This window comes from Rhodococcus aetherivorans (assembly GCF_011058165.1).
In the GTDB taxonomy this organism is placed as follows: Bacteria; Actinomycetota; Actinomycetes; order Mycobacteriales; family Mycobacteriaceae; genus Rhodococcus; species Rhodococcus aetherivorans.
In genome coordinates this window covers 1-21421 of the sequence record NZ_JAALEG010000099.1, presented here as the reverse complement: position 1 = coordinate 21421, position 21421 = coordinate 1, and the positions used below count along the sequence as shown (strand labels likewise).

The following is a 21421-nucleotide window of genomic DNA, read 5'->3' as shown; positions in this document are numbered from 1 at the left end:
GATCGGCGGCGACGTCGAGGAGCGCGTCGCCTTCGACGCAGGTCTGCGCGGCTTCGGTGGCCTGCTCGTCGATGCGTTCGCGCAGGCGGAACCAGCCGACGGTGGCGAGGACGAGTGCGAGTGCTACGGCGACGGCGATGATCGGGCCCTTGCTGACGCCTCTGGCGCGGCCCGTGCCGCGATGTCGACCCACGTGTTTCCTGCCTGTCGTCGTGCCTGCCCCGCCGTTCCCGGAGTCTAGTGATCGGCCGGTGAGACGCCACGGCCCCCGATCCGGTGGATCGGGGGCCGTGGGCCGTGGCTCAGGCTCGGCAGCCGTGGGCGGCCTTGAACTCGAGGCGGCGGCGGTGCAGGATCGGCTCGGTGTAGCCGCTGGGCTGCGTGGTGCCTTCGAGGATCAGTTCCTTGGCGGCCTGGAAGGCGATGCTGCCGTCGAAGTCGGGGGCCATCGGCAGGTAGGTGGAGTCGCCCGCGTTCTGCCGGTCGACGACGGGGGCCATGCGCTGCAGGGCGGCGACGACGTCGTCGGCGGTGACGATGCCGTGGTGGATCCAGTTGGCGAGCAGCTGGCTGGAGATGCGCAGGGTGGCGCGGTCCTCCATGAGCGCGACGTCGTGGATGTCGGGCACCTTGGAGCAGCCGACGCCCTGGGAGATCCAGCGCACGACGTAGCCGAGGATCGACTGGCAGTTGTTGTCGAGCTCCTCGCGCTTCTGCTCGTCGGTCCAGTCGGTGCTGGGGGCGAGGGGGATGGTGAGGATGTCGTCGACGGTGGCGCGGCGCTTGCCCTTCAGTTCGTCCTGCACGGCGAACACGTCGACCTGGTGGTAGTGGGTGGCGTGCAGGGTGGCGCCGGTGGGCGAGGGGACCCAGGCGGTGTTGGCGCCGGCCTTGGGCTGGCCGATCTTCTGTTCGAGCATGTCGGCCATGAGGTCGGTCATGGCCCACATGCCCTTGCCGATCTGGGCTTTGCCCTGCAGGCCGGTGGCCAGGCCGGTGTCGACGTTCCAGTCCTCGTAGGCGAGGATCCACTTCTGCTTCTTCATCTCGGCCTTGCGCACCATGGCGCCGGCCTCCATGGAGGTGTGGATCTCGTCGCCGGTGCGGTCGAGGAATCCGGTGTTGATGAACACGACGCGCTCGCTGGCCTCCTTGATGCAGGCCTTCAGGTTGACGGTGGTGCGGCGTTCCTCGTCCATGATGCCGACCTTGAGGGTGTTGGCCGGCAGGCCCAGCACCTCTTCGACCCGGCCGAAGAGTTCGGTGGTGAAGGCGACTTCCTCGGGGCCGTGCTGCTTGGGCTTGACGATGTAGATCGAGCCGGTGCGGCTGTTGGCGAGCGGCCCGGTGTCCTCGCCGACGGACAGGCCGTGCACGGCGGCGAGGCTGGTGATCAGCGCGTCGAGGATGCCCTCGGGGACCTCGTTGCCTTCGGAGTCGAGCACGGCGGGGTTGGTCATGAGGTGGCCGACGTTGCGGACGAACAGCAGGGACCGGCCGTGCAGGGTGAGGTCGGAGCCGTCGGGGGCGACGTAGACGCGGTCGGCGTTGAGGGCGCGGGTGAAGGACTTGCCGCCCTTGGAGATCTCCTCGGCGAGGTCGCCGCGGTTGAGGCCGAGCCAGTTGCGGTAGCCGATGACCTTGTCGTCGGCGTCGACGGCGGCGACGGAGTCCTCGAAGTCCATGATGGTGGTGATGGCCGATTCGAGGACGACGTCCTTGACACCGGCGGCATCGGTCTTGCCGATCGGGGATTCGGGGTCGATCTGGATCTCCACGTGCAGACCGTGGTTGCGCAGCAGCACGGACGTCGGGGCGTCCTTCTCGCCGAGGTAGCCGACGAACTTCTCGGGCTGGGCGAGTGTGGTGACGGTGCCGTCGCCGAGTTCGACCTTCAGCTCCTTCCCGTCGACGAAGTACCGGGTGGAGTCGGCGTGCGATCCGGTGGCGAGGGCGGCGGCGGTGTCGAGAAAGTTGCGGGCCCAGGCGATGACCTTGTCGCCGCGGACCTTGTTGTAGCCGGTGCCCTTCTCGGCGCCGCCTTCTTCGGAGATGGCGTCGGTGCCGTAGAGGGCGTCGTACAGCGAGCCCCAGCGGGCGTTGGAGGCGTTGAGGGCGAAGCGGGCGTTGAGGACGGGCACCACGAGCTGCGGCCCGGCGGTGGTGGCGATCTCGGCGTCGACACCGCCGGTGGTGACCTGGAAGTCGGCGGGTTCGGGGACGAGGTAGCCGATGTCCTGGAGGAACGCCTTGTAGGCAGCGGCGTCGTGCGGCTGGCCCTTGCGGTCGCGGTGCCAGGTGTCGATCTGCGCCTGGAGGTCGTCGCGCACGGCGAGCAGGGCGCGGTTGCGGGGGGCGAGGTCGTGGATCACCTTGTCGGCGCCGGCCCAGAACTCGGCCGCGTCCACCCCGGTGCCGGGGATCGCCTCGTCGACGACGAAGTCGTAGAGCACCTTGGCGACCTGGAGTCCACCGACTTGCACGCGTTCAGTCATTACCTGCCTCACTCTTTCCGGGACCTGTGCGCTCGCGTCGGCGGTGCCGACGGGCAGCACGACGAACAGCACTCACGTTACCCGCCGGTAGTTTCGGGCAGGTCGGTTCGACCCGCCGCCGGGGCGGTACATCGATTCAGCAGCTCCTCTCCAGGGCCGCGGCGCGATGGTGAGCGCCGACCGCTCGCGGGCGTACTGTGCGCGCCCGGAAGCGGTCTCGATCGTGATCGGCGAGTAGCCGTAATCGCTCAGATCATACGGGGTGGCCCGCGAACCCGGCCCGCCCGGGCGGGCCGGGCGGCCGGGCGCTCACGCGGCCCGCCGGGCGTCGTCGAGCAGTCCGGTGAGGTTGGCGAGGGCGGGGCGGACGTGGGTGCCGAATCGCCTCGTCGCTTCCCGGACAAGGGGCCGGTCGGCGCGGTGCCGGAGCCCCCGGGACGTGTTGAGGCGGGAACGCTCGAGCCAGTCCGCCATGTCCGGTTCCTTCGACCACGCGTACTCGGCGCTCGTCTCGACGAGCGTTCCGCGGATCCAGTCGAGGGGGACGTCCGGTAGCCGGTTCGGTGGGCAGAGCCGGTTCTTCTCGGCCAGGTCCCGGCCGGTGGCCTCCACGAATCCGACGAGGGCGGCGTTGAACGGGATGAGCCCGGTCCGGATCGGTTGCAGCGTGATACGGCCCTCCTCGAAGATCGGGACGGCCGGGGCCGGGTTCAGGCCCGGGGCGGCACAGTGCACGTGCAGGTGGTCGGGCCCGGTACCGATCGTTCCGTGGTCGAGCACGATCTCGTCGCGTGCGATGCGCCGGACGTGCCCGAGGCGGACGACGTCGTCGATGCGCCGGAGCTGGGCGAGTTCGGCGGTGCTCGCCGTCGGGCCCTTGTACATGGTGGGGGTGACTCGCTCGTCGACGCGCAGCAGCTGTTCGCTCGCCTCGAGCCGGGCGAACAGGTCGTCCGTGCTCGTCGCCTGCGCTGCGGCTTCCATCTGCCGGGCGAGTCCGTCGATCAGGTTGCCGACCAGTTCGCCGCCCTGCGCGAACCAGCGGTTGCGCAGCCAGGCCTCGCGCGGTTTGATCCAGCGGACGGCGTCCGGTGGCACCCCCATCTGCAGCAGCCACAGGCATGCGTCGATCGCTGTCTTGCCGGCGCCGATGACGACGTACCGCTCGGCAGGCTCGGCGACCCGCGCGAGCGCGTTCACGGGGACACAGCGGACGGCGGGGGCGACGTCGAACGGCGGGGCGAACGTGGCCGGGACCGCCGGCTCGAGGTAGGTGGCGTCGACGAGCGCCTTTCGGACCGTCACCTCGTACCGGTCGGCGGCGACCCGGGAGACGAAGCGGTGGCCGCCGACGTACTCGCTCATCGGGAAGTACCGCACGGATCCCGATGCCAGGAGACGCCGGCGCATGACCCGGTCGTAGTACGCGCAGATCTCGGGGGCGCCCGCCTGCTCGTACATGCCCCGGTTCGGGCCGACGTCGTCGATGGTGTCCGTACCGAGCGGCAGTGAGTTGACGCCGTAGTACGCGGACGGCTGGTGCAGCCGGACGAACGGGTAGGCCTCCTGCCAGTGTCCGCCGGGTGCGTGCCGCCGGTCCACCATGACGACGTCCGCGTCGGAGTCGGTGATCAATGCGTCCGCGAACGCCATGCCGGCCGCGCCGCAGCCGATCACCAGATAGTCCGTTTCCAGCCTGTGGGTGGGCATGTCCCGTTCCTCTCCGCGCAGGTGCGGTTCCGGGCTACCGGTCGGGTGCGGCGGGCCGGATGTTCTGGTTGATGTGGAAGACGTTGTCCGGGTCGTAGCGCCGCTTGATCCGGGTGAGCCGGTCGTAGTTCCCGCGGTAGGCGGCTTCGACCCGGTCCTGTCCCTCGCTCATCAGGAAGTTGACGTAGGCGCCGCCGGCGGAGGTCGGGTGCAGTTCCTCCCAGTAGTCGCGGGCCCACCGGGTGATGAGGTCGGCGTTGGCGGGGTCGGGGTCGACGCCGACGATGACTCCCGCCCATCCGCCGCCCCGGTACGCGAAGGGGGTCGCGTCCTCGGGGACGCGGCTGGTGGCGCCGTCGATGGGATAGAGGTGCATGGTGGAGTGACCGGTCGGCAGCTGCTGCCCGTACCGGCAGTGCACGTCGATCGCGGCGTCGGTGATCTCGTCGAAGAAGTCCGCCCGCCAGTACCACTGCAGGCCGGGCGGGTAGAGGGCGTCGAATGCGCTCTGCAGCACGGTGAACGGCATGTCGTGCAGGCCGACCAGCAGCGGCGAGCCGTAGGTCCGGATGGGCTCGAGCACCTCGTCGGCCTTGGCGTGCGGTCCGGTGTAGCACCAGACGATGCCGCAGCACCTGCGGCCCCAGAGGTCCTCGGGGAACGGGGCGGCGGGTGGGACGGTGAGCAGCGCGATCCAGCCGCTGAGTTCCTCCGGGAGCGCCGGCAGCAGTTCCCGGTACCAGCGCATGACGTCGGCGGTGTCGGCGAGGTCGTAGAGCACCGGGCCGCCGACGATCATGCCGGCTTCGCCGATGTCGTGGCAGCGGAAGGTGAAGGAGGTGACGACGCCGAAGTTCCCGCCGCCGCCGCGCAGCGCCCAGAACAGGTCGCTGTGCGAGCTCTCGTCGGCCGTCACGAGTGTGCCGTCGGCGAGCACCACGTCGGCGGAGAGAAGGTTGTCTACGGTCAGCCCGAAGCGCCGGGAGAGATAGCCGATGCCGCCACCGAGGGTCAGCCCGCCCACACCCGTGGACGAGAGGAAGCCGGACGGGGTGGCCATGCCGAAGGCGACCGTGGCGTGGTCGACGTCGCCCCAGGTGCATCCGCCGTCGACGCGGACGGTGTGGTGTGCCGGATCGACCGTGGTACTGCGCATCAGGGACAGGTCGACGACGAGCGCGTCGTCCCACACGCCGAGGCCGCCGGCGTTGTGCCCGCCGCCGCGCACGGCCAGGGTGAGGGCGTGGGCGCGGCCGAAGCGGACGCAGGAAACGACGTCGGCGGCGTCCCGGCAGCGTGCGATCGCCGCGGGGTGTTTGTCGATCATGCCGTTGTAGACGGCACGCGCCGTGTCGTAGCGGGTGTCGCCGGGGGTGATCAGGTCGCCGCGCAGGGCCGCGGCCAGGTCGTCGTACGGCACGGCGCCGGCCGACCGGGTCGAGATGGTGGTCACGGGAGTCCCTTTCGGGTCGGTCGCTCGCCGGTGCGGGCGTTGTACCGTCGACCCTAGGAAGGGGGCGTTCGCGCAGCGTTCGAGTGCGCGCAGCCGGTCACGGGGCCGGGGGAACGCCCGGGAGCGGCAGGTGAACGCCGTGTTCGGCGAGGTCCCGCGCGCAGCGCCGGAGCAGGGCGGCACTGCCGTGGGCGGCCGCGGTCCGGGCGGCGGCGCGCAGCCGCGCGATCGCGGCGTCGTGGTCGTCGTGCGCCGCGCGCATCCGCATCACCTCGGGCAGCCACCACAGGTCGTCGCGGGCCTGTCCGGCGACGAGGGCGGCATCGAGCGCGGCGCGGGCGGCGCCGGGATCTCCTTCCCGCACCGACAGGTCGGCGAGCAGCGAGAGCCAGTACGGCATCCGGGCGAACGAACCGGCCGCTCGGAGTGTGTCGATGCCGCGCCGCGCCTGCGTGAGGCCGGCCTCGCCGCCGCGGGACCAACCGCCGAGAATCAGCGCCCACTCGCTGTAGTAGGCGAATCCGTACCGGACGCACAGGTCGGTCAGTTCCGCGACGGCGACGTCGAGGGCGGCGGGGTCTGCCCGCAGGTGGTGGGTGATGCCGCTGTAGGCCAGGGCGACGGCCAGGCTGTACGGATGATCGATCGTCCGGGCCAGCCGGACGGCCTCGTTGCAGCAGGTCAGTGCGGCGTCGTTGTGGCCGAGCAGCCAGTGGGCGTGTGCCGCCCAGGCGCTGCCGTGCACGTCGGGCCGGGTGCCGACGGTCAACGAGGGAGCGCCCCGGGTCAGTGCGGCCGCGCGGTCGAAGTGGTGGAGCGCCTCCTCGGGGCGGCCGAGCTCGACCGCCGAACCGGCGAATGCGAAGTGGGCCGATCCGCTCAGCGGGGAGCCGGGGTCGACGAGGGTCAGGGCGCGGGTCGCCACCTCGTGGGCGCCGGCAATGTTTCCCTGCACGAACCGCGACGACCAGAGCCCGACGAGGCCGGCCAGGAGGGAGTCCTTGCGGCCGAGGGATGCGGCCAGCCGGATCGAGCGCTCGAGGGTCTGTTGCAGTTCGGGGGAGGAGTAGCCGTATCTGGCGTTGAGCGGCGCCGCCATCGCTTCGCGGACGGCGAGTTCCTGTACGGCGGCGCTGCGCCCCTCGAATTGGGTGCGGGCGATGACGAGCGCCTTCTTGTGCAGTCGGATCGCCTCGGTGTGGGCGAAGGTGCTCGAGGCGACATCGGCCGCGCGACGGTAGTAGGCCACTGCCCGGTCCGGTCGTCCCCCGCGGGCGTACTGCTCGGCGAGTTGCGCCGAGACGCTGTCGCTGTCGTCGGCGTGCAGCAATTCGAGGCTCTGCGCGAGACGGCGGTGCAGCAGCCAGCGCTGGGGCGGGCTGATCCGGGCGTAGGCGGCGTCGCGGAGCAGGTCGTGGGAGAAGTCGTAGCCGTCGCGGAACTGTCGCAGGATTCTGCGTTGCCACAGCTCGTCGACGGCGCGCACCACGGCGTCGGCGTCGAGGTCGCTGGCCTCGGTGAGCAGGTCGAGGGTGAAGTTGCGGCCTACCGCCGCGGCGAGTCCGGCGACGTCCCGTGCGGCGGGGCTCACCTGCTCGATCCGGTCGTGCAGCACGTCGGCCAGGCTGCCGGCGGGGGCGAGGTCCGGTCCGCTGTGCATCGCTTCGATGATGTAGAGCGGGAAGCCTCCGGTGGTCGCGTGCAGCAGTTCGGCGTCCTGCAGGTCGAGCGGGCACCCGCCGAGCGCCTCGGCCAGGCGGGCGGTGCCGGAGACCCCCAGGGGCTGCAGTGGCAGCTCGGTGAGCAGACCGGCGGTCCGCATCCGGACGGCCCATTGCTCGAGGTCCCGGCTCTCGTCGGTGTCGTCGGTGCGGGCTGTCGCGGCCACCATCAGGGGCGCGTCGGGGGTCAGGGACAGGCAGAACGTCAGGAACGTCAGCGTCTCCGGGTCGCACCACTGGATGCTGTCGAGGGTCAGCAGGACCGGGCGGCCGCCGCCGATCAGGGCCCGCGCCAGGCCTTCGAAGAACCGGAGGCGCTGCCAGGCGTCGACCATCGCCCGGAGGCCGGCGCCGGGTTCCGGGCGGGTGGTGCCGGACGGTACGAGCCTGTCGACCTCGGCGCGCCAGAGCGGGTCGAGCGCGGCGAGCGTGGGCTGGACCGCGGGGGTGCGGAGCCAGTCCGCGACCGGGGCGAGGGCGAGCCGTCCGGACGTTCCGAAGCACTGGGTGCTCGCCACCACTGCGGGTTGTGCGCGGGCCGTGTCGGCGATCTCGGCGACCAGGCGGGTCTTGCCGACGCCGGCGCCGCCGGTGACGAGGACGAGGGTGGGGCGGCCGGCGGCCGCCGTGCGCCACGCCTCGTGCAGCCGACGGAGTTCGCGTGAGCGTCCGACGAGTGCCGGGGCGGCGAGTCCGGGCCGCCGGGCCGCCGGCTCGGCGGTCGGGCGGGCGGCCGCGGTGGGGGCTGCGTGGGCGAGCAGGCGGTCGGCGAGTGTGCGCGTCGCCGGGTCCGGTGCCACCCCGAGTTCACGTTCGAGGAGGGCGGCGCAGCGGTGATAGGTGCTCACCGCGGCGGCGCGGTCGCCGTGCTCGGCCTGCAGGTGCATCAGGGTGCGGTATCCGCCCTCTTCCAGGGGCCGCAGGTGGATCCGGCGGCGGGCGGCGTCGATCGCCCCGGGGAGGTCGCCGGTGCGGGCCCGGAGCCGGCACAGCAGATCGCACAGGTCGACGCAGTGCCGTTCGAGATCCGAACGGGCCTCGAGGATCCAGTCGTCGTACATGCCGGGCAGCAGGGAGCCGCGGTATTCGGCGAGCGCCGTGGTGGCGTGCCGCAGCGCCGCCTCGTCGTCGCCGCTCGTCGCGGCCGCCAGGGCGGCGTGGTACTCGACGGTGAAGGTCCGTAGGTCCACCCGGCTGGTCTCGGTGTCGCGCCAGCACAGATCCCGGGAGGTCACTCCGACGGCCGGGTCGTCGTCGAGGGCGCGGCGCAGGTGGTGCAGTTCGCGGCGCAGGTTGGTCAGGGCCTGGGCGGTCGTCGAGTCGGGCCAGAACAGGGGGGCGATGAGCTGGCGGGGCTGTGGAACTCCGGCGTGGAGGGCGAGGTAGGCGACCAGGGTCGTGCCGCGGGGGGACCGCGTCACGACGGCGCCGGTCGTGTCGTCGGTGATCGACTGCTCACCCAGGACGGAGACGTACAGCATCGGGTCGTGGCCTCTCCAGACTTCAGCGTAGACCCGGCGGGGAGGGATATCGATCGTCGCGGGTGCCGAGTCGCGCGCCGGGGACGTCCCGGGGAGAGGGCAGGCGGCGGTGTCCGCTCAGCGGCGGCCGGCGTGCTCCCGGTCGGCGTCGAGCAGCCGGTGGCACCGGTCGAGCAGCGCCGCGCGCAGCGCGGTGGACCGCTCGGCCAGGACCGTCTGCTCGCGGACGTACTCCGCTCGTCCGCGGGGTGTTTCGATCGGTACCGGGGGGTAGCCGTACTCGCTCAGGTCGTACGGGCTGGCCCGCATGTCGAGTTCCCGGGCGGCGTAGGCCAGCTCGAAGCAGTCGACCGTCAGGTCCGTGTCGAGCAGCGGGGTGAGCTTGTAGCAGTATTTGTACAGGTCCATGGCGGCGTGCAGGCAGCCCGGTTGTTCCCGCCGTACCTGGTCGTCGCGGGTGAGCGGTTCGATGTTGAGGGGGCCGGCGTCCGGGGTGAAGAACCGGTACGCGTCGTAATGCGTGCAGCGCAGCTGCAACGACTCGACGACGGTGTCGGTGCCGGTGTGGCCGAGGCGCAGGGGTACGGAGCTGTGGCGGACGTCTTCGGGCCGAGTGCGGTAGAGCATCGCCCATTCGTGGAGACCGAAGCAGCCGAAGTGCGCGGGCCGGGATGCGGTGGCCTCGAGCAGGCCGGCGACGTATCGGACGGTCTCGCGCCGCCGGGCCAGGTGGGTGGGGTCGACCGTGACCCCGGTGCCGGTGGTCCGGTAGCCCCGCAGGGTGGCGTACTCCGCCGACGCGGAGCCGGTGAGGGTGGATCCGAAGCCGGGGTGCCAGCGCATGAGCTGGGACGGCGTGAAGCTGTAGTAGGTGAACAGGAAGTCGATCACCGGGTGGGTGGCGCCGCGCGCTCGCCGGTCGAGGTAGGGGCCGAGCAGCGCCGTCAGCCGGTGGCGGTGCCGCTCCCGGCGCGGCAGCCACTGCTCGGGTGCCAGGACCGCACTCATGGTTCCCGCCCGTAACGACTGCATCGGTGCTGCAATGATTCCATCGCGGTGCTGCGCCGGCCGGCGGGCGCCGGGGTGGTCGGGGCGGGGTTCACGTCCGGGGTCCCGGTCCCGGGTCGGCGATCCGGTGGGTGGTGTCGCGCACGGTGCCGACGAATTGTTCGACGAGGTCCTCGAGCGCGACGATGCCGATGACCCTGCCGTGCTCGTCGACGACTCCGCCGAGGTGGGAACTGGTGCGCCGCAGCAGCGACAGGGCGTCGTCGAGGGGGGCGTCGACCGGCACCGGCGGCAACGGCCGGATCTCCGCGGTCGCGATGATCGTGTCCGGTCCCGCGGACTCGTCGCGGACGAGGTCGAGCACGTCCTTCAGGTGCAGATAGCCGGCCAGTTCCCCGGCCGGGGTCTCCGCCGGGTACCGGGAGTAGCCGGTCTCGATGACGGCCCGCTCGACGGCCCCGAGGGTGGTGCCGGCCGGGCCGAGCGGAACGGTGCGGACCCCGGACAGGGGGATCGTCACGTCGGCGACGGTTCGTCCGCTCGTCGCGAGTGCCTTGGTCAGGCGCCGGTGTTCCTCCTCGTCCAGCAGCCCCTCGGAGCGGGACTCACCGATCATCTCGGACAGTTCGATCTCGGTGACGGTGACGTCGAGTTCGTCCTTCGGTTCCACCCGCAGCAACCGCAGGCTGACGTTGGCGCACAGGTTGTAGAAGGCGATCAGCGGCCGGGCCACCTTCATGAACAGCAGGTGTGCCGGCACGAGCAGCATCGCCGACCGCTCCGGTCCGGCGATGGCGATGTTCTTCGGGACCATCTCGCCGAGCAGGATGTGCAGCACCACCACGATCGCGAGGGCGAGCGCGAAGCCGATCGGGTGCAGCAGGGAGTCCGGGACGCCGAGCGCATGCATGGGTTGTTCGATCAGGTGGGCGATCGCCGGTTCGCCGACGCGGCCGAGCAGGATCGAGCAGATGGTGATGCCGAGCTGGGACCCGGCGAGCATCAGCGACAGGTGCTCGCCCGCGTCGATGACGGTCCGTGCCCTCTTCTTGCCCTGCCCGACGAGGGTTTCGAGCCGGTCGCGGCGGGCGGTGATGAGGGCGAACTCGGCGCCGACGAAGAAGGCGTTGCCGGCGAGCAGCAGGACGGTGAGCAGCACCGCGAGCCAGTCGTTCATCGCCGGTCCCCCCTCTCGTCGTCCGGTGCGTGGTCGTCCTCGCCGGCGGGCTCGTCGACGGGGACGAGCAGGACCCGGTCGATGCGGTGCCCGTCCATCTCGAGGACGTGGGCACGCCACCGGTGATGGGCGTCGCCGGGCCGGTGCGGCAGCAGCACCTCGTCGCCGGATGCGGGGATCTCCCCGAGCTCGGTGAGGATCAGGCCGCCGAGGGTCTCGTACTCGCCGTCCGGGGCGAGGTATCCCGTCAGGTGGGCCACCTCGTCGATGCGGAGCAGCCCGGAGCAGGACCAGCCCTGCTCGACGCGCTGCGCCTCGGGCTCGGGTTCGTCGTGCTCGTCGCGGACGTCGCCGACGATCTCCTCGATCAGGTCCTCCATGGTGACGATGCCGGCGGTACCGCCGTACTCGTCGACGACGAGCGCGACCTGCATGCCGTCGGAGCGGACCCGTTCCATGACCGCGTCACCGTCGAGGGTGGACGGCACGACGGGCACCTGCCGGGCGAGGGTGCGCAGCTGGGTGTGGGCGCGGCGCCGGGCGGGCACGGTGAACGCGTGCTTGACGTGCACGACGCCGACGGTGGCGTCGAGATCGCCGTCGACGACGGGGAAGCGGGAGTAGCCGGTGCGTGACGAGGCGTCGATGAGGTCGAGGACGGTGTCGTGGACGTCGAGTGACTCGATGGTCACGCGGGGGGTCATGAGGTCCTCGGCGGTGCGTTCCCCGAAGCGCAGCGAGCGCCCGACCAGCAGCGCCGTGTTCTCGTCGAGGGCGCCGCGTTCCGCCGAGGCCCGGACCAGGGAACCGAGTTCCTCCGGGGAGCGCGCCGAGCGCAGTTCCTCGGCCGGTTCGATGCCCAATCGCCGCACGATCCGGTTGGCGGCGCCGTTGAGCCCGACGATGGCCCACTTGAAGACCAGCGAGAAGCCGGCCTGCAGGCCCGCGGTGGCGCGGGCGGTGGCCAGGGGCCGCGCGATGGCGAGGTTCTTCGGCACGAGCTCACCGAAGATCATCGAGAACGACGTGGCGATGATCAGCGCCAGGGCCAGGGAGATGCCGGAGGCCACGCCGGCGCCGAGCCCGGCCGCGCGCAGCAGCGGGTCGAGAAACCGGGCGAGGACCGGTTCGGCGAGGTAGCCGGTGATCAGGGTGGTGATGGTGATGCCGAGCTGGGCGCCGGAGAGCTGGAAGGACAGGGTGCGGTGGGCGTGCTGCACCTGTCGCGCGCGCAGGTCGCCGTCGCGGGCGTGGGCGTCGACGGTGCTGCGTTCGAGGGCGGTCAGGGAGAATTCGGCCGCCACGAACACGGCGGTGCCCGCGGTGAGGGCGATGAAGCCGACCAGGCTGAGAATGGACAGGAAGACGGACATCAGCACCGTCCCGGTGCCGACCGGGAGCTCCGCTCCGGTGCCGAATGGAAGCTGCGCTCCGGTGTCGAGTAGGTCCCGCCGGGTTTGTCACCCGGCTCGCTAGGGGAGCCCTCCGAACCGGCGGAGTCGGACTCCGCGTCGGCCGCGGTGGCCAGGGGTCCTGTCGAAGTGGTGGTGGGTGCCGCGGGCACCGGGTTCCTCTCGTCGGGCCCGATCATCGAAAAGGGGCGGGCGTTTCACGGTGAGGCCTCATTCTACGGGCCGTGTCCGGCTCCGCAGCGGCGGCGCGGTCACCAACCGGTGGGCAGGGGCCGTCCCTCGGCGAAGCCGGCCGCCGACTGGACCCCGAGCACGGCCCGCTCGTGCAGGTCCTCGAGGGTGCGGGCGCCGGCGTAGGTGCAGGTGCTGCGCACCCCGGAGCAGATGTGGTCGATCAGGTCCTCCACGCCCGGCCGTTGCGGGTCGATGCGGATCCGGGAGGTGGAGATGCCCTCCTCGAACAGGGCCTTGCGGGCGCGGTCGAAGGCGGAGTCGTCGACGGTGCGGGCGGCCACCGCGCGCTTGGAGGCCATGCCGAAGCTCTCCTTGTAGGGGTGTCCGGTCTCGTCGTAGCGCAGCTCGCCGGGGGATTCGTAGGTGCCGGCGAACCAGGACCCGATCATGACGTTGGCGGCGCCGGCGGCGACGGCGAGCGCGACGTCGCGGGGGTGACGCACACCGCCGTCGGCCCACACGTGCGCGCCGAGGTCGCGGGCGGTGTGGGCGCATTCGGCGACGGCGGAGAACTGGGGGCGCCCGACGCCGGTCATCATGCGGGTGGTGCACATGGCGCCGGGGCCGACGCCGACCTTGACGATGTCCGCGCCGGCGTCGAGCAGTTCGCGGGTGCCGGCGGCGGAGACGACGTTGCCGGCGACGAGCGGGACGGGCAGATCGAGCGCCTTGATCCGCTTCAGGGCGTCGAGCATCTTCTCCTGGTGCCCGTGCGCGGTGTCGAGGACGAGCAGGTCGACGCCGGCGTCGACCAGTCCGGCGGCCTTGGCGGCGACGTCGCCGTTGACGCCGACGGCGGCACCGATGCGCAGGGCGCCGTCGGCGTCGACGGCCGGGCTGTAGATGCCGGCGCGGACGGCGCCGGTGCGGGTCAGGACCCCGGCGAGGGTGCCGTCGTCGTGGGTGAGGACAACCAACGGGTCGTGCTTGGCCTCGAGCAGCGCGAACGCCTCCCGCGGGGACGAGCCGACGGGGGCGGTGGCGAAGTCGCGGATGGCGACCGACCGCAGCCGCGCGAACCGGTCCACCTCGCGGCAGGACGCCTCGGTGACGACGCCGACGGGGCGGCGGTTCTCGTCGACCACCACGACGGCGCGGTGGGCGCGTTTGGGCAGCAGGGCGAGGGCGTCGGAGACGGAGTCCTCGGGGCCGAGGGTGACGGGGGTGTCGGCGACGAGGTGGCGGCTCTTGACGAACGCGACGGTCTCGGCGGCGGTGCCGGCCGGCAGGTCCTGGGGGAGCACGACGAGCCCGCCGCGGCGGGCGACGGTCTCGGCCATGCGGCGGCCGGACACGGCGGTCATGTTGGCGACCACGATGGGGATGGTGGTGCCGGAGCCGTCGACCGTGGACAGGTCCACGTCGAACCGGGATGCGACGGCGGATCGGTCCGGGACGAGGAACACGTCGTCGTACGTCAGGTCGTACGGGGGCTGGTGACCGTCGAGGAAGCGCACCCGGCGAATGTTACGCGCCGGCGCCGGCGGGTGCGGTGAGCCGGGCCTGGCTGCGTGAGAGCGCCACCGTGGCGATCAGCATCACGCCGACCGAGGCGACGACGAGGGCGAGTCCCGGGCCGTCCACCCGGAGCCGTTCGTCGAGGACGGTCATGCCGAGGAAGACGGCGGCGAGGGGCTCGCCGATGGTGACGGCCGGCAGGGATGCGGCGAGCGGGCCGGCTTGGAAGGCGCGTTGCTGCAGGTAGACGCCGAGGAGGCCGGCGGTGACCAGGGCCCAGGTCTGCCAGGCGCCGACCACGGGCCGCAGGCCGTGCTCGAACAGGTCGGTGACGTACTTGGTGAACGCCACCGCCACCCCGTAGAGCAGGCCGCTGGCCGCGCCGAGGGCCAGCGCCCGGGTGCCGCGGTCGCGGCCGAACAGCCCGATCGCGGTGGCGGCGAGCACGACGGCGCACACCACGCCGAGCGGGAGCACCCACTCGTGCCCGGGGGCGTCGATCTCCCCGGCGGTGGGGTCGCCGACGACGAGGAACACGACGAGAGCCGCGCACAGTGCCGCCGCGGTCAGCCAGGTGGGACGGGTGATGCGAGACCCGGAGAACGCCGCGGACAGGGGGAGGGCGAACAGCAGCGACGACACCAGCAGCGGCTGGACCACCAGGACCGGCCCGAGGGCGAGCGCGGCGACCTGCAGCAGGTAGCCGCCGCCGTCACCGAGTACCCCGGCCCACCAGCGGGGGCTGCGGATCAGGGCGGCGACGAGGGACTCGCCGGCGGGGACGGCTTCGGCGGAGCGCTGCTGGGCGACGCTGGCCGCCGCGAACAGGATCGCGGCGGCCAGCGCGCACACGACGGACGCCGTGACGGTGCCGCTCATGGGCACAAACTATGCCCTACGGCGGCGTCGGTGCGGGCGCGGTCAGGCGCGGATCTCGCTGCGGTCGCCGCTCCAGAGGGTGTGGAACTTGCCGTCGGCGTCGATGCGCTCGTAGGTGTGGGCGCCGAAGAAGTCGCGCTGGCCCTGGGTGAGGGCCGCGGGCAGACGTTCGGCGCGCAGCCCGTCGTAGTACGACAGCGACGAGGCGAACGCGGGGACGGGGATGCCGAGCATGGTGGCGGTGGCCACGACGCGGCGCCAGCTGTCGATGCCGGCTTCGATGGCCTCGCGGAAGTAGGGGGCGAGGATCAGGCTGGGCAGCTGCGGGTCGGCGTCGTAGGCCTCCTTGATGCGGTTGAGGAACTGGGCGCGGATGATGCAGCCGCCGCGCCAGATGGTGGCCAGGGCGGCGCGGTCGACGTTCCAGCCGTATTCGGCGCTGCCGGCGGCGATCTGGTCGAAGCCCTGGGCGTAGGCGACGATCTTCGACGCGTACAGGGCGCGGCGGATGTCCTCGGTGAACTGTGTGGCGTCGGCGGGCTTGTCGCCGAGGGCGCCGGAGGCCAGGCCGCGGGCCGCCGCGCGCTGGGTGCGGGAGCCGGACAGGGCGCGGGCGAAGACGGCCTCGGCGATGCCGGTGACCGGGACGCCGAGGTCGAGGGCGGACTTGACGGTCCAGCGGCCGGTGCCCTTCTGCTCGGCGGCGTCGACGATGACGTCGACGAGGGGCTTGCCGGTGGTGGCGTCGGTCTGGCGCAGGACGTCGGCGGTGATCTCGATCAGGTAGGACTCGAGGGTGCCGGTGTTCCACTCGGAGAACACGTCGGCGATCGTCGTGGCGTCGTAGCCGAGGGCGTCGCGCAGCAGGTTGTAGGCCTCGCCGATGAGCTGCATGTCGGCGTACTCGATGCCGTTGTGCACCATCTTCACGAAATGGCCGGAGCCGTCGGGGCCGATGTGGGTGCAGCACGGGGTGCCGTCGACGTGGGCGGAGATGGACTCGAGAAGGGGGCCGAGGGCCTCGTAGGACTCCGTGGGGCCACCGGGCATGATCGACGGCCCGTTGAGGGCGCCTTCCTCGCCGCCGGAGATGCCGGCGCCGACGAAGTGCAGGCCGCGTTCGCGCAGTGCGGCTTCGCGGCGGATGGTGTCGGTGTAGAGGGCGTTGCCGCCGTCGATGATGATGTCGCCGGGTTCCATCGCGTTCGCGAGTTCCTCGATGACCGCGTCGGTGGCCTCGCCGGCCTTGACCATGATGAGCACCCGGCGCGGCTTCTGCAGGGCGGCGACGAACTCTTCGATGGTTTCGGTGCGCACGAAGTCGCCGTCGTCGCCGTGGGCTTCGAGCAGGGCGTCGGTCTTGGCGACACTGCGGTTGTGCAGCGCGACGGTGTGGCCGTGGCGGGCGAAGTTACGGGCGATGTTCGATCCCATGACGGCCAGGCCGGTCACGCCGATCTGGGCGCGGGGATTCTCGGTGCGTTCGACGGTCATGGGTACAGCTTCCCCCGAACCCGGACGGGATCGAAATCGGGGGCGTGCTACGGGTGGGGCCGGCGCCGGTTCACCAGGCGCGCAGCAGGCGGCCGAGTTCGGTCAGCCACGGCACGGCGACCGCGATGGTGGGCACGACGAGGATCGCGACGGCGGCGGCGTACGCGATGACGGCGGTGCGCAGGTCCGGTCCGGGTTCGGCGAGGCGTTTGACCCGCAGCAGCGTGGAGGGGCCACCGACGGCGAGGGCGCCCTGGGGGGTGCGGGCGCCGGCGCAGGCCACCAGGGCCCGGGCCAGCGGGGTGGGTCCGGTGACGCGCACGGCGCAGTCGTCGGCGAGCATCTCGACGAGCAGCTGCACCGAGCCGAGCGCCGACTTGGACCGCACCCAGCGGGGGAACGCCTCGTAGACGGCGGTGAACGCCTCGAGCACGAGGTCGTGCCGGGCCCGCAGGTGCGAGTGCTCGTGGCCGAGGACGGCGCGGATCTCGTCGTCGCCGAGGTGGTCGAGGGTGCCTTCGCTGAGCACGACCCGGTGCCGCAGGCCCGGCAGGCAGTAGGCGACGGGTTCGGCGGTGTCGAGGACGCGCACGTAGGACAGCTGGCGTACCGACGCGCCGCTGTCGCGCCGGTCGAGCAGGTCGACGAGCATGCGGTGCCGGGCCCGGCGGCGGCGGGTTCGGACGCCGACCCGCAGAATCGAATACATCAGCCGTGCACCGATCAGCAGGGTGAGGGCGAAGACCACCACGTAGGTCAGCCACAGGGGCAGGCCCAGCGCGTCGATCTCCTGCAGCGGGGCGGTGGTGGGGCGGCCGTCCTCGCCGGGGACGAGCAGCAGCGACGCGATGGCCAGGCCGGAACTGAACGCGGACAGCACCGCCGCGAGGGCCACCGCCTGCCACAGCACCAGGGCGGCGCGGGGGTTGCGGTACGGCCAGGTGGCACGACTGAGCAGGGCCGGTACCGGTCCTGCCAGCAGCAGCGCAAGGATGCCGAAGACCAGCGCAGTGGTCGCGTTCATGGCACCGAGTGTGCCAGTCAGCTCGCCCGACCGGTACCCGGGTCGGCGACGGCGGGACGGGCGTGCCCTTCCTCCTCGGCCTCGAGGGCGGCGAGGGCCTCGCGCAGCGCGGCGGCCTCGTCGGGATTGACACGCCCGATGAAGTGGACGAGGGCGGCGACCCGGCCGGCGGACTCGTCGGCCTGATCCAGGGCGTCGACCATGAGGCTGGCGACGAGTTCTTCGCGGCCGTGCACCGGCACGTAGCGGTGGGCGCGGTCGTCGCGCTGCTGGATGACGAGGTTCTTCTTCGCGAGGCGCTGGAGAACGGTCATGACGGTGGTGTACGCGAGGGAGCGCCGGGCGGCGAGGGCCTCGTGGACCTGCCGGACGGTCTGGGGTTCGGTGGAGGACCACAGGTGGTCCATCACTGCGCGTTCGAGTTCTCCGAGTGCTGCCATGACACGAGTTTACCGGGTCTCCGACGTACGTGTCGTACTACCCGAAGTAGTACGTGTTCTCGTGGCCGCCGGGCCGCCCGCGGTGCCGACGACGTGGCGGGTGCCGATCGGCACGATCAGCGGCCGGTCCGAGACCGGATCGTCGATCACCGCGGCGTCGAGCGCGAAGACCTCCCGCAGCAACTCCTCGGTGATCACCTCCGCCGGCGCCCCCGACCGCACGATCCGCCCGTCCTTCATCACCACGAGATGGTCGCTGTAGCGGATCGCGAGATTCAGATCGTGCAACACCATCACCACGGTGCGCCCCAGCTCCGAGTGCAGGCGGTCGACGAGGTCGAGCACCTCCACCGAATGCGCCAGATCCAGATAGGTGGTCGGCTCGTCGAGCAGCAGGATGTCGGTGCCCTGCGCCAGCGCCATCGAGATCCACGCCCGCTGCCGCTGCCCGCCCGAGAGCTGATCGACCGGGCGGTCGGCCAGATCCGCGATGCCGGTGCGTTCCAGCGCGACGGCGACCTCGCCCTCGTCGTCGGCGGACCACTGGCGCAGCCACGACTGGTGCGGATGCCGTCCGCGTGCGACGAGGTCGGCGACGGTCAGGCCCTCCGGCGCGACGGGGGCCTGCGGCAGCATCCCCAGCACCCGCGCGACGTCGCGGGTGCGCATCGAGGAGATCGCGTGCCCGTCGAGGAGCACGGTGCCGCGACGCGGGCGCAGCAGCCGGCCCAGGGCCCGCAGCAGGGTGGACTTGCCGCAACCGTTGGGACCGATCACCGTGGTGATCACGCCGGTGGGCACGGTGAGATCCAGGTCGTCGACGACGAGCCGGTCGCCGTAGCCCAGGGCCAGGTGCTCGGCGACGAGCCGCGGCGACGCGGCCGCCGCCGGTTGGGCTGCGGGCGCGCCGATGTCGCGGGAGATGCCGGTCATACGGAGACCTTTCGGTTGGAGCGCACGAGCAGGTACAGCAGGAACGGGCCGCCGAGCGCGGAGGTGACCAGCCCGACGGGCAGGGCCACCGGCAGCACCGTCCGGGCGAGGATGTCGGCCGCGACGACGAGCGCCGCCCCGGTCAGGGCCGAGGCGATCAGCGGCGGGCCGGGGGAGCGGACCAGCCGCAACGCGACCTGAGGGGCGGCCAATGCGACGAACCCGATGGGGCCGGCCGCCGCGGTGGCGATCCCGGCCAGCGCGCACGCGGAGAGCAGCAGCACCGCCCGCTGGGTCTGCAGCCGCACCCCGAGCGAGCGGGCGGTGTCGTCCCCGAGCCGCAGCGCGCCCATCGTGAACGCGCCGGTGACGAGCCAGCCGCCGAGCACGGCGAGCGCGAGCGCCGTGGGCACCACCTGGGACCACCCGGCACCGTTGAGCGACCCGGTGAGCCACACCTGGGCCTGCGAGACGTCGTTGATGTCGGCCGAGACGAGCATCCAGTTGGTCAGCGCGACGAACAGGGCGTTGGCGCCGATGCCGATCAGCACCAGCCGGAAGCCCTCGACGCCGCCGCGCCAGGCCAGCACGTACACCGCCGCCGCGGTGAGCAGGCCCCCCAGCAGCGCCGCGAGCGGCAGGCCGAGCGCGCCGAGCGCCCCGCCGAGCACTCCGGACCCGGTGGCGACGATCAGGGCGACGGCGGCCGCGCTCGCCCCGGCCGTGATGCCCAGAATGTCGGGGCTGGCCAGGGGATTGCGCGAGACCGTCTGGGTCAGCGCCCCGGAGACGGCCAGGGCCGCGCCGACGAGCACCGCCGCCAGGCCACGGGGCAGCCGCAACTCGAGCACGATGAACCGGTCGAGCTGTTCCCCGCCGCCGGCCAGGACGGCGAGCACCTGCGGCACCGACAACGGATAGTCGCCCCGGCCGAGGCCCACGCACAGCAGCAGGAACGTCGCCACCACCAGCGCCAGGCACACGACCACCATGCGCGGGCGCCACACGAGCGAGACCGGGCCGAGCCGCAGGGCCGGACGGGACGGGACCGTCGGCCGGTCCGGTGCGGGGTGCGTCGTCGCGGGCGCGGTCACAGCGCCACCAGCCGGCGCCGGCGGACCAGGGCGATGAAGAACGGCGCCCCCATCAGCGCGAGCACGATGCCGACCTGCAGTTCGCCGGGCCGCACGACGATCCGGCCGATCACGTCGGCGAGGACGAGCAGCGCGCCGCCGAGCAGGCCCGAATAGGGGACCAGCCAGCGATAGTCGGGTCCGGTGACGGCCCGCGCCACGTGCGGGACCACGAGCCCGATGAACGCGATCGGCCCGCACGCCGCTGTGGCCGCGCCGGTGAGCAGGGTGATGGCGACGATGCCGACGGTGCGGGCCGCGACGACGTTCGTGCCGAGGGAGCGGGCCACGTCCTCGCCGAGTCCGAGGACGTTGAGGCCGGGCGTGTTGGCCACCGCGATGACGAGCCCGGCCGCGAGGAACGGCAGCACCTGCCACAGCACCTCGAGGTCGCGTCCGGCGACGGAGCCGACGATCCAGAACCGGTATCCGTCGAGGGTGGTCTGGTCGAGCAGCACCACCGCATGCGTCATGGCCTGCAGGAAGAAGGCGACGGCGGCGCCGGCCAGGGCCAGGCTCAGCGGCCCGGCGCGGCCACCGCCGAGGGAGGACAGCCCGAAGACCACGACGCTGGCGGCGAGGGACCCGGCGAAGGCGAACCACAGGTACTGGGCGGGGGTGGACATGCCCAGCAGGTAGATCGAGAGCACCACCAGGAACGCGGCGCCCGCGTTGAGGCCGAGCAGTCCCGCGTCGGCCAGCGGATTGCGGGTGTGGCCCTGGATGAGGGCGCCGGCGACGCCGAGTGCGATGCCGACCACGAGTCCGAGGACCGTGCGCGGGATCCGCAGGGTGTGCACGATGACGTCGGTGTCGGAGCCGTCGTCGACGGTCAGCGCGTGGACGACCTCGGCGATGGTCATCGGTCGCGCGCCGACGGCGATCCCGGCGAGCAGCACCACCCCCAGGACGCCGCCGATGGCGAGCAGGCCGAGGAGCCGGCGACGGCGGAGCGCCGCGAGGCTCGTGTCGGCGGCGCGGGGGGTGAAGCCCGCGGCGGCGGCGACGCGGTCGGTGACGACCTCGGTGCCGCGCCGCAGCAGGCTGCGCCGCGTGCCGGCCGGGCCGCCGTCCGCGGCGTCGCGCGTGATCAGGCCGGTCCACTGCTTGCCGAGGCTGCACCCGGTGCTGCCCTCGCGGTGCCCGCGGTTCCACCATTGCAGGCCGACGGTGGCGGCCAGTGCGGTGCCCCCGAAGACGACCCGGTCGGTCTGCCCGCCGCCGTTGGCGTCGGCGAGTGCCTGCACGAGCAGCAGGCCGATGCCGGCGGGAACGGCGAGCAGGGCCAGGTCGAGGGCCTCGGCGACGAGGCGTCGGGCCAGGGAGGGAGGTACAGCGGCGGAGGCCGGTGTGTCCGGGGGGCGGAGGG

At 72.4% G+C, this 21421-nt stretch carries 15 protein-coding genes and 1 pseudogene; all 16 read right to left on the bottom strand.

Annotation, left to right across the window (positions count from 1 at the left end; genetic code table 11):
* Positions 1 to 193: pseudogene (locus tag G6039_RS26155) on the bottom strand (hypothetical protein); the annotation flags it as partial.
* A gap of 109 nt (positions 194 to 302) precedes the next feature.
* Positions 303 to 2495, bottom strand: coding sequence for a malate synthase G (locus G6039_RS26150; RefSeq protein ID WP_029543834.1), 2193 nt, complete (start codon positions 2493 to 2495; stop codon positions 303 to 305).
* 309 nt (positions 2496 to 2804) lie between these two features.
* Positions 2805 to 4205 carry an NAD(P)/FAD-dependent oxidoreductase gene (locus tag G6039_RS26140; protein WP_029543832.1) on the bottom strand — a complete coding sequence of 467 codons (1401 nt, stop codon included), beginning with the start codon at positions 4203 to 4205 and terminating at the stop codon, positions 2805 to 2807.
* 34 nt (positions 4206 to 4239) lie between these two features.
* Positions 4240 to 5658 carry an FAD-binding oxidoreductase gene (locus tag G6039_RS26135; protein ID WP_029543830.1) on the bottom strand — a complete coding sequence of 473 codons (1419 nt, stop codon included), beginning with the start codon at positions 5656 to 5658 and terminating at the stop codon, positions 4240 to 4242.
* 97 nt (positions 5659 to 5755) lie between these two features.
* On the bottom strand, positions 5756 to 8860 hold the full coding sequence (locus tag G6039_RS26130; protein ID WP_029543828.1) for an ATP-binding protein: 3105 nt from the start codon (positions 8858 to 8860) through the stop codon (positions 5756 to 5758).
* 117 nt (positions 8861 to 8977) lie between these two features.
* On the bottom strand, positions 8978 to 9868 hold the full coding sequence (locus G6039_RS26125) for a hypothetical protein (RefSeq protein ID WP_006936790.1): 891 nt from the start codon (positions 9866 to 9868) through the stop codon (positions 8978 to 8980).
* Between the two features lie 91 nt (positions 9869 to 9959).
* On the bottom strand, positions 9960 to 11045 hold the full coding sequence (locus tag G6039_RS26120; RefSeq protein WP_029543826.1) for a hemolysin family protein: 1086 nt from the start codon (positions 11043 to 11045) through the stop codon (positions 9960 to 9962).
* Positions 11042 to 12418 carry a hemolysin family protein gene (locus G6039_RS26115; RefSeq protein WP_029543823.1) on the bottom strand — a complete coding sequence of 459 codons (1377 nt, stop codon included), beginning with the start codon at positions 12416 to 12418 and terminating at the stop codon, positions 11042 to 11044. Before G6039_RS26115 ends, G6039_RS26120 begins: the two co-directional genes overlap by 4 nt.
* Positions 12419 to 12708: 290 nt before the next feature.
* Positions 12709 to 14148 carry a GuaB1 family IMP dehydrogenase-related protein gene (locus tag G6039_RS26110; RefSeq protein ID WP_006936796.1) on the bottom strand — a complete coding sequence of 480 codons (1440 nt, stop codon included), beginning with the start codon at positions 14146 to 14148 and terminating at the stop codon, positions 12709 to 12711.
* A 10-nt stretch (positions 14149 to 14158) separates the two neighbouring features.
* Positions 14159 to 15028: a DMT family transporter gene (locus G6039_RS26105; protein ID WP_029543820.1), complete on the bottom strand. Its 870-nt coding sequence runs from the start codon at positions 15026 to 15028 to the stop codon at positions 14159 to 14161.
* A 42-nt stretch (positions 15029 to 15070) separates the two neighbouring features.
* The gene (gene gndA / locus G6039_RS26100) at positions 15071 to 16522 is read right to left on the bottom strand and encodes an NADP-dependent phosphogluconate dehydrogenase (RefSeq protein ID WP_029543818.1); all 1452 of its coding nucleotides are present in this window, start codon (positions 16520 to 16522) and stop codon (positions 15071 to 15073) included.
* 70 nt (positions 16523 to 16592) lie between these two features.
* Positions 16593 to 17546 (bottom strand): M56 family metallopeptidase, encoded by a 954-nt coding sequence (locus G6039_RS26095; protein WP_029543816.1) that lies wholly within the window; start codon positions 17544 to 17546, stop codon positions 16593 to 16595.
* Positions 17547 to 17563: 17 nt separating this feature from the next.
* Positions 17564 to 17986 carry a BlaI/MecI/CopY family transcriptional regulator gene (locus G6039_RS26090; protein WP_006936801.1) on the bottom strand — a complete coding sequence of 141 codons (423 nt, stop codon included), beginning with the start codon at positions 17984 to 17986 and terminating at the stop codon, positions 17564 to 17566.
* A 9-nt stretch (positions 17987 to 17995) separates the two neighbouring features.
* Entirely contained in the window at positions 17996 to 18919 is a 924-nt protein-coding gene (locus G6039_RS26085; RefSeq protein ID WP_006936802.1) for an ABC transporter ATP-binding protein, read from the bottom strand.
* Complete coding sequence (locus G6039_RS26080) at positions 18916 to 20013, bottom strand: FecCD family ABC transporter permease (RefSeq protein ID WP_006936803.1); 1098 nt, start codon at positions 20011 to 20013, stop codon at positions 18916 to 18918. Before G6039_RS26080 ends, G6039_RS26085 begins: the two co-directional genes overlap by 4 nt.
* The coding region (locus G6039_RS26075; RefSeq protein WP_420902772.1) for a FecCD family ABC transporter permease at positions 20010 to 21421 on the bottom strand (1412 nt) is incomplete at its 5' end. The genes G6039_RS26075 and G6039_RS26080, both read right to left, overlap by 4 nt.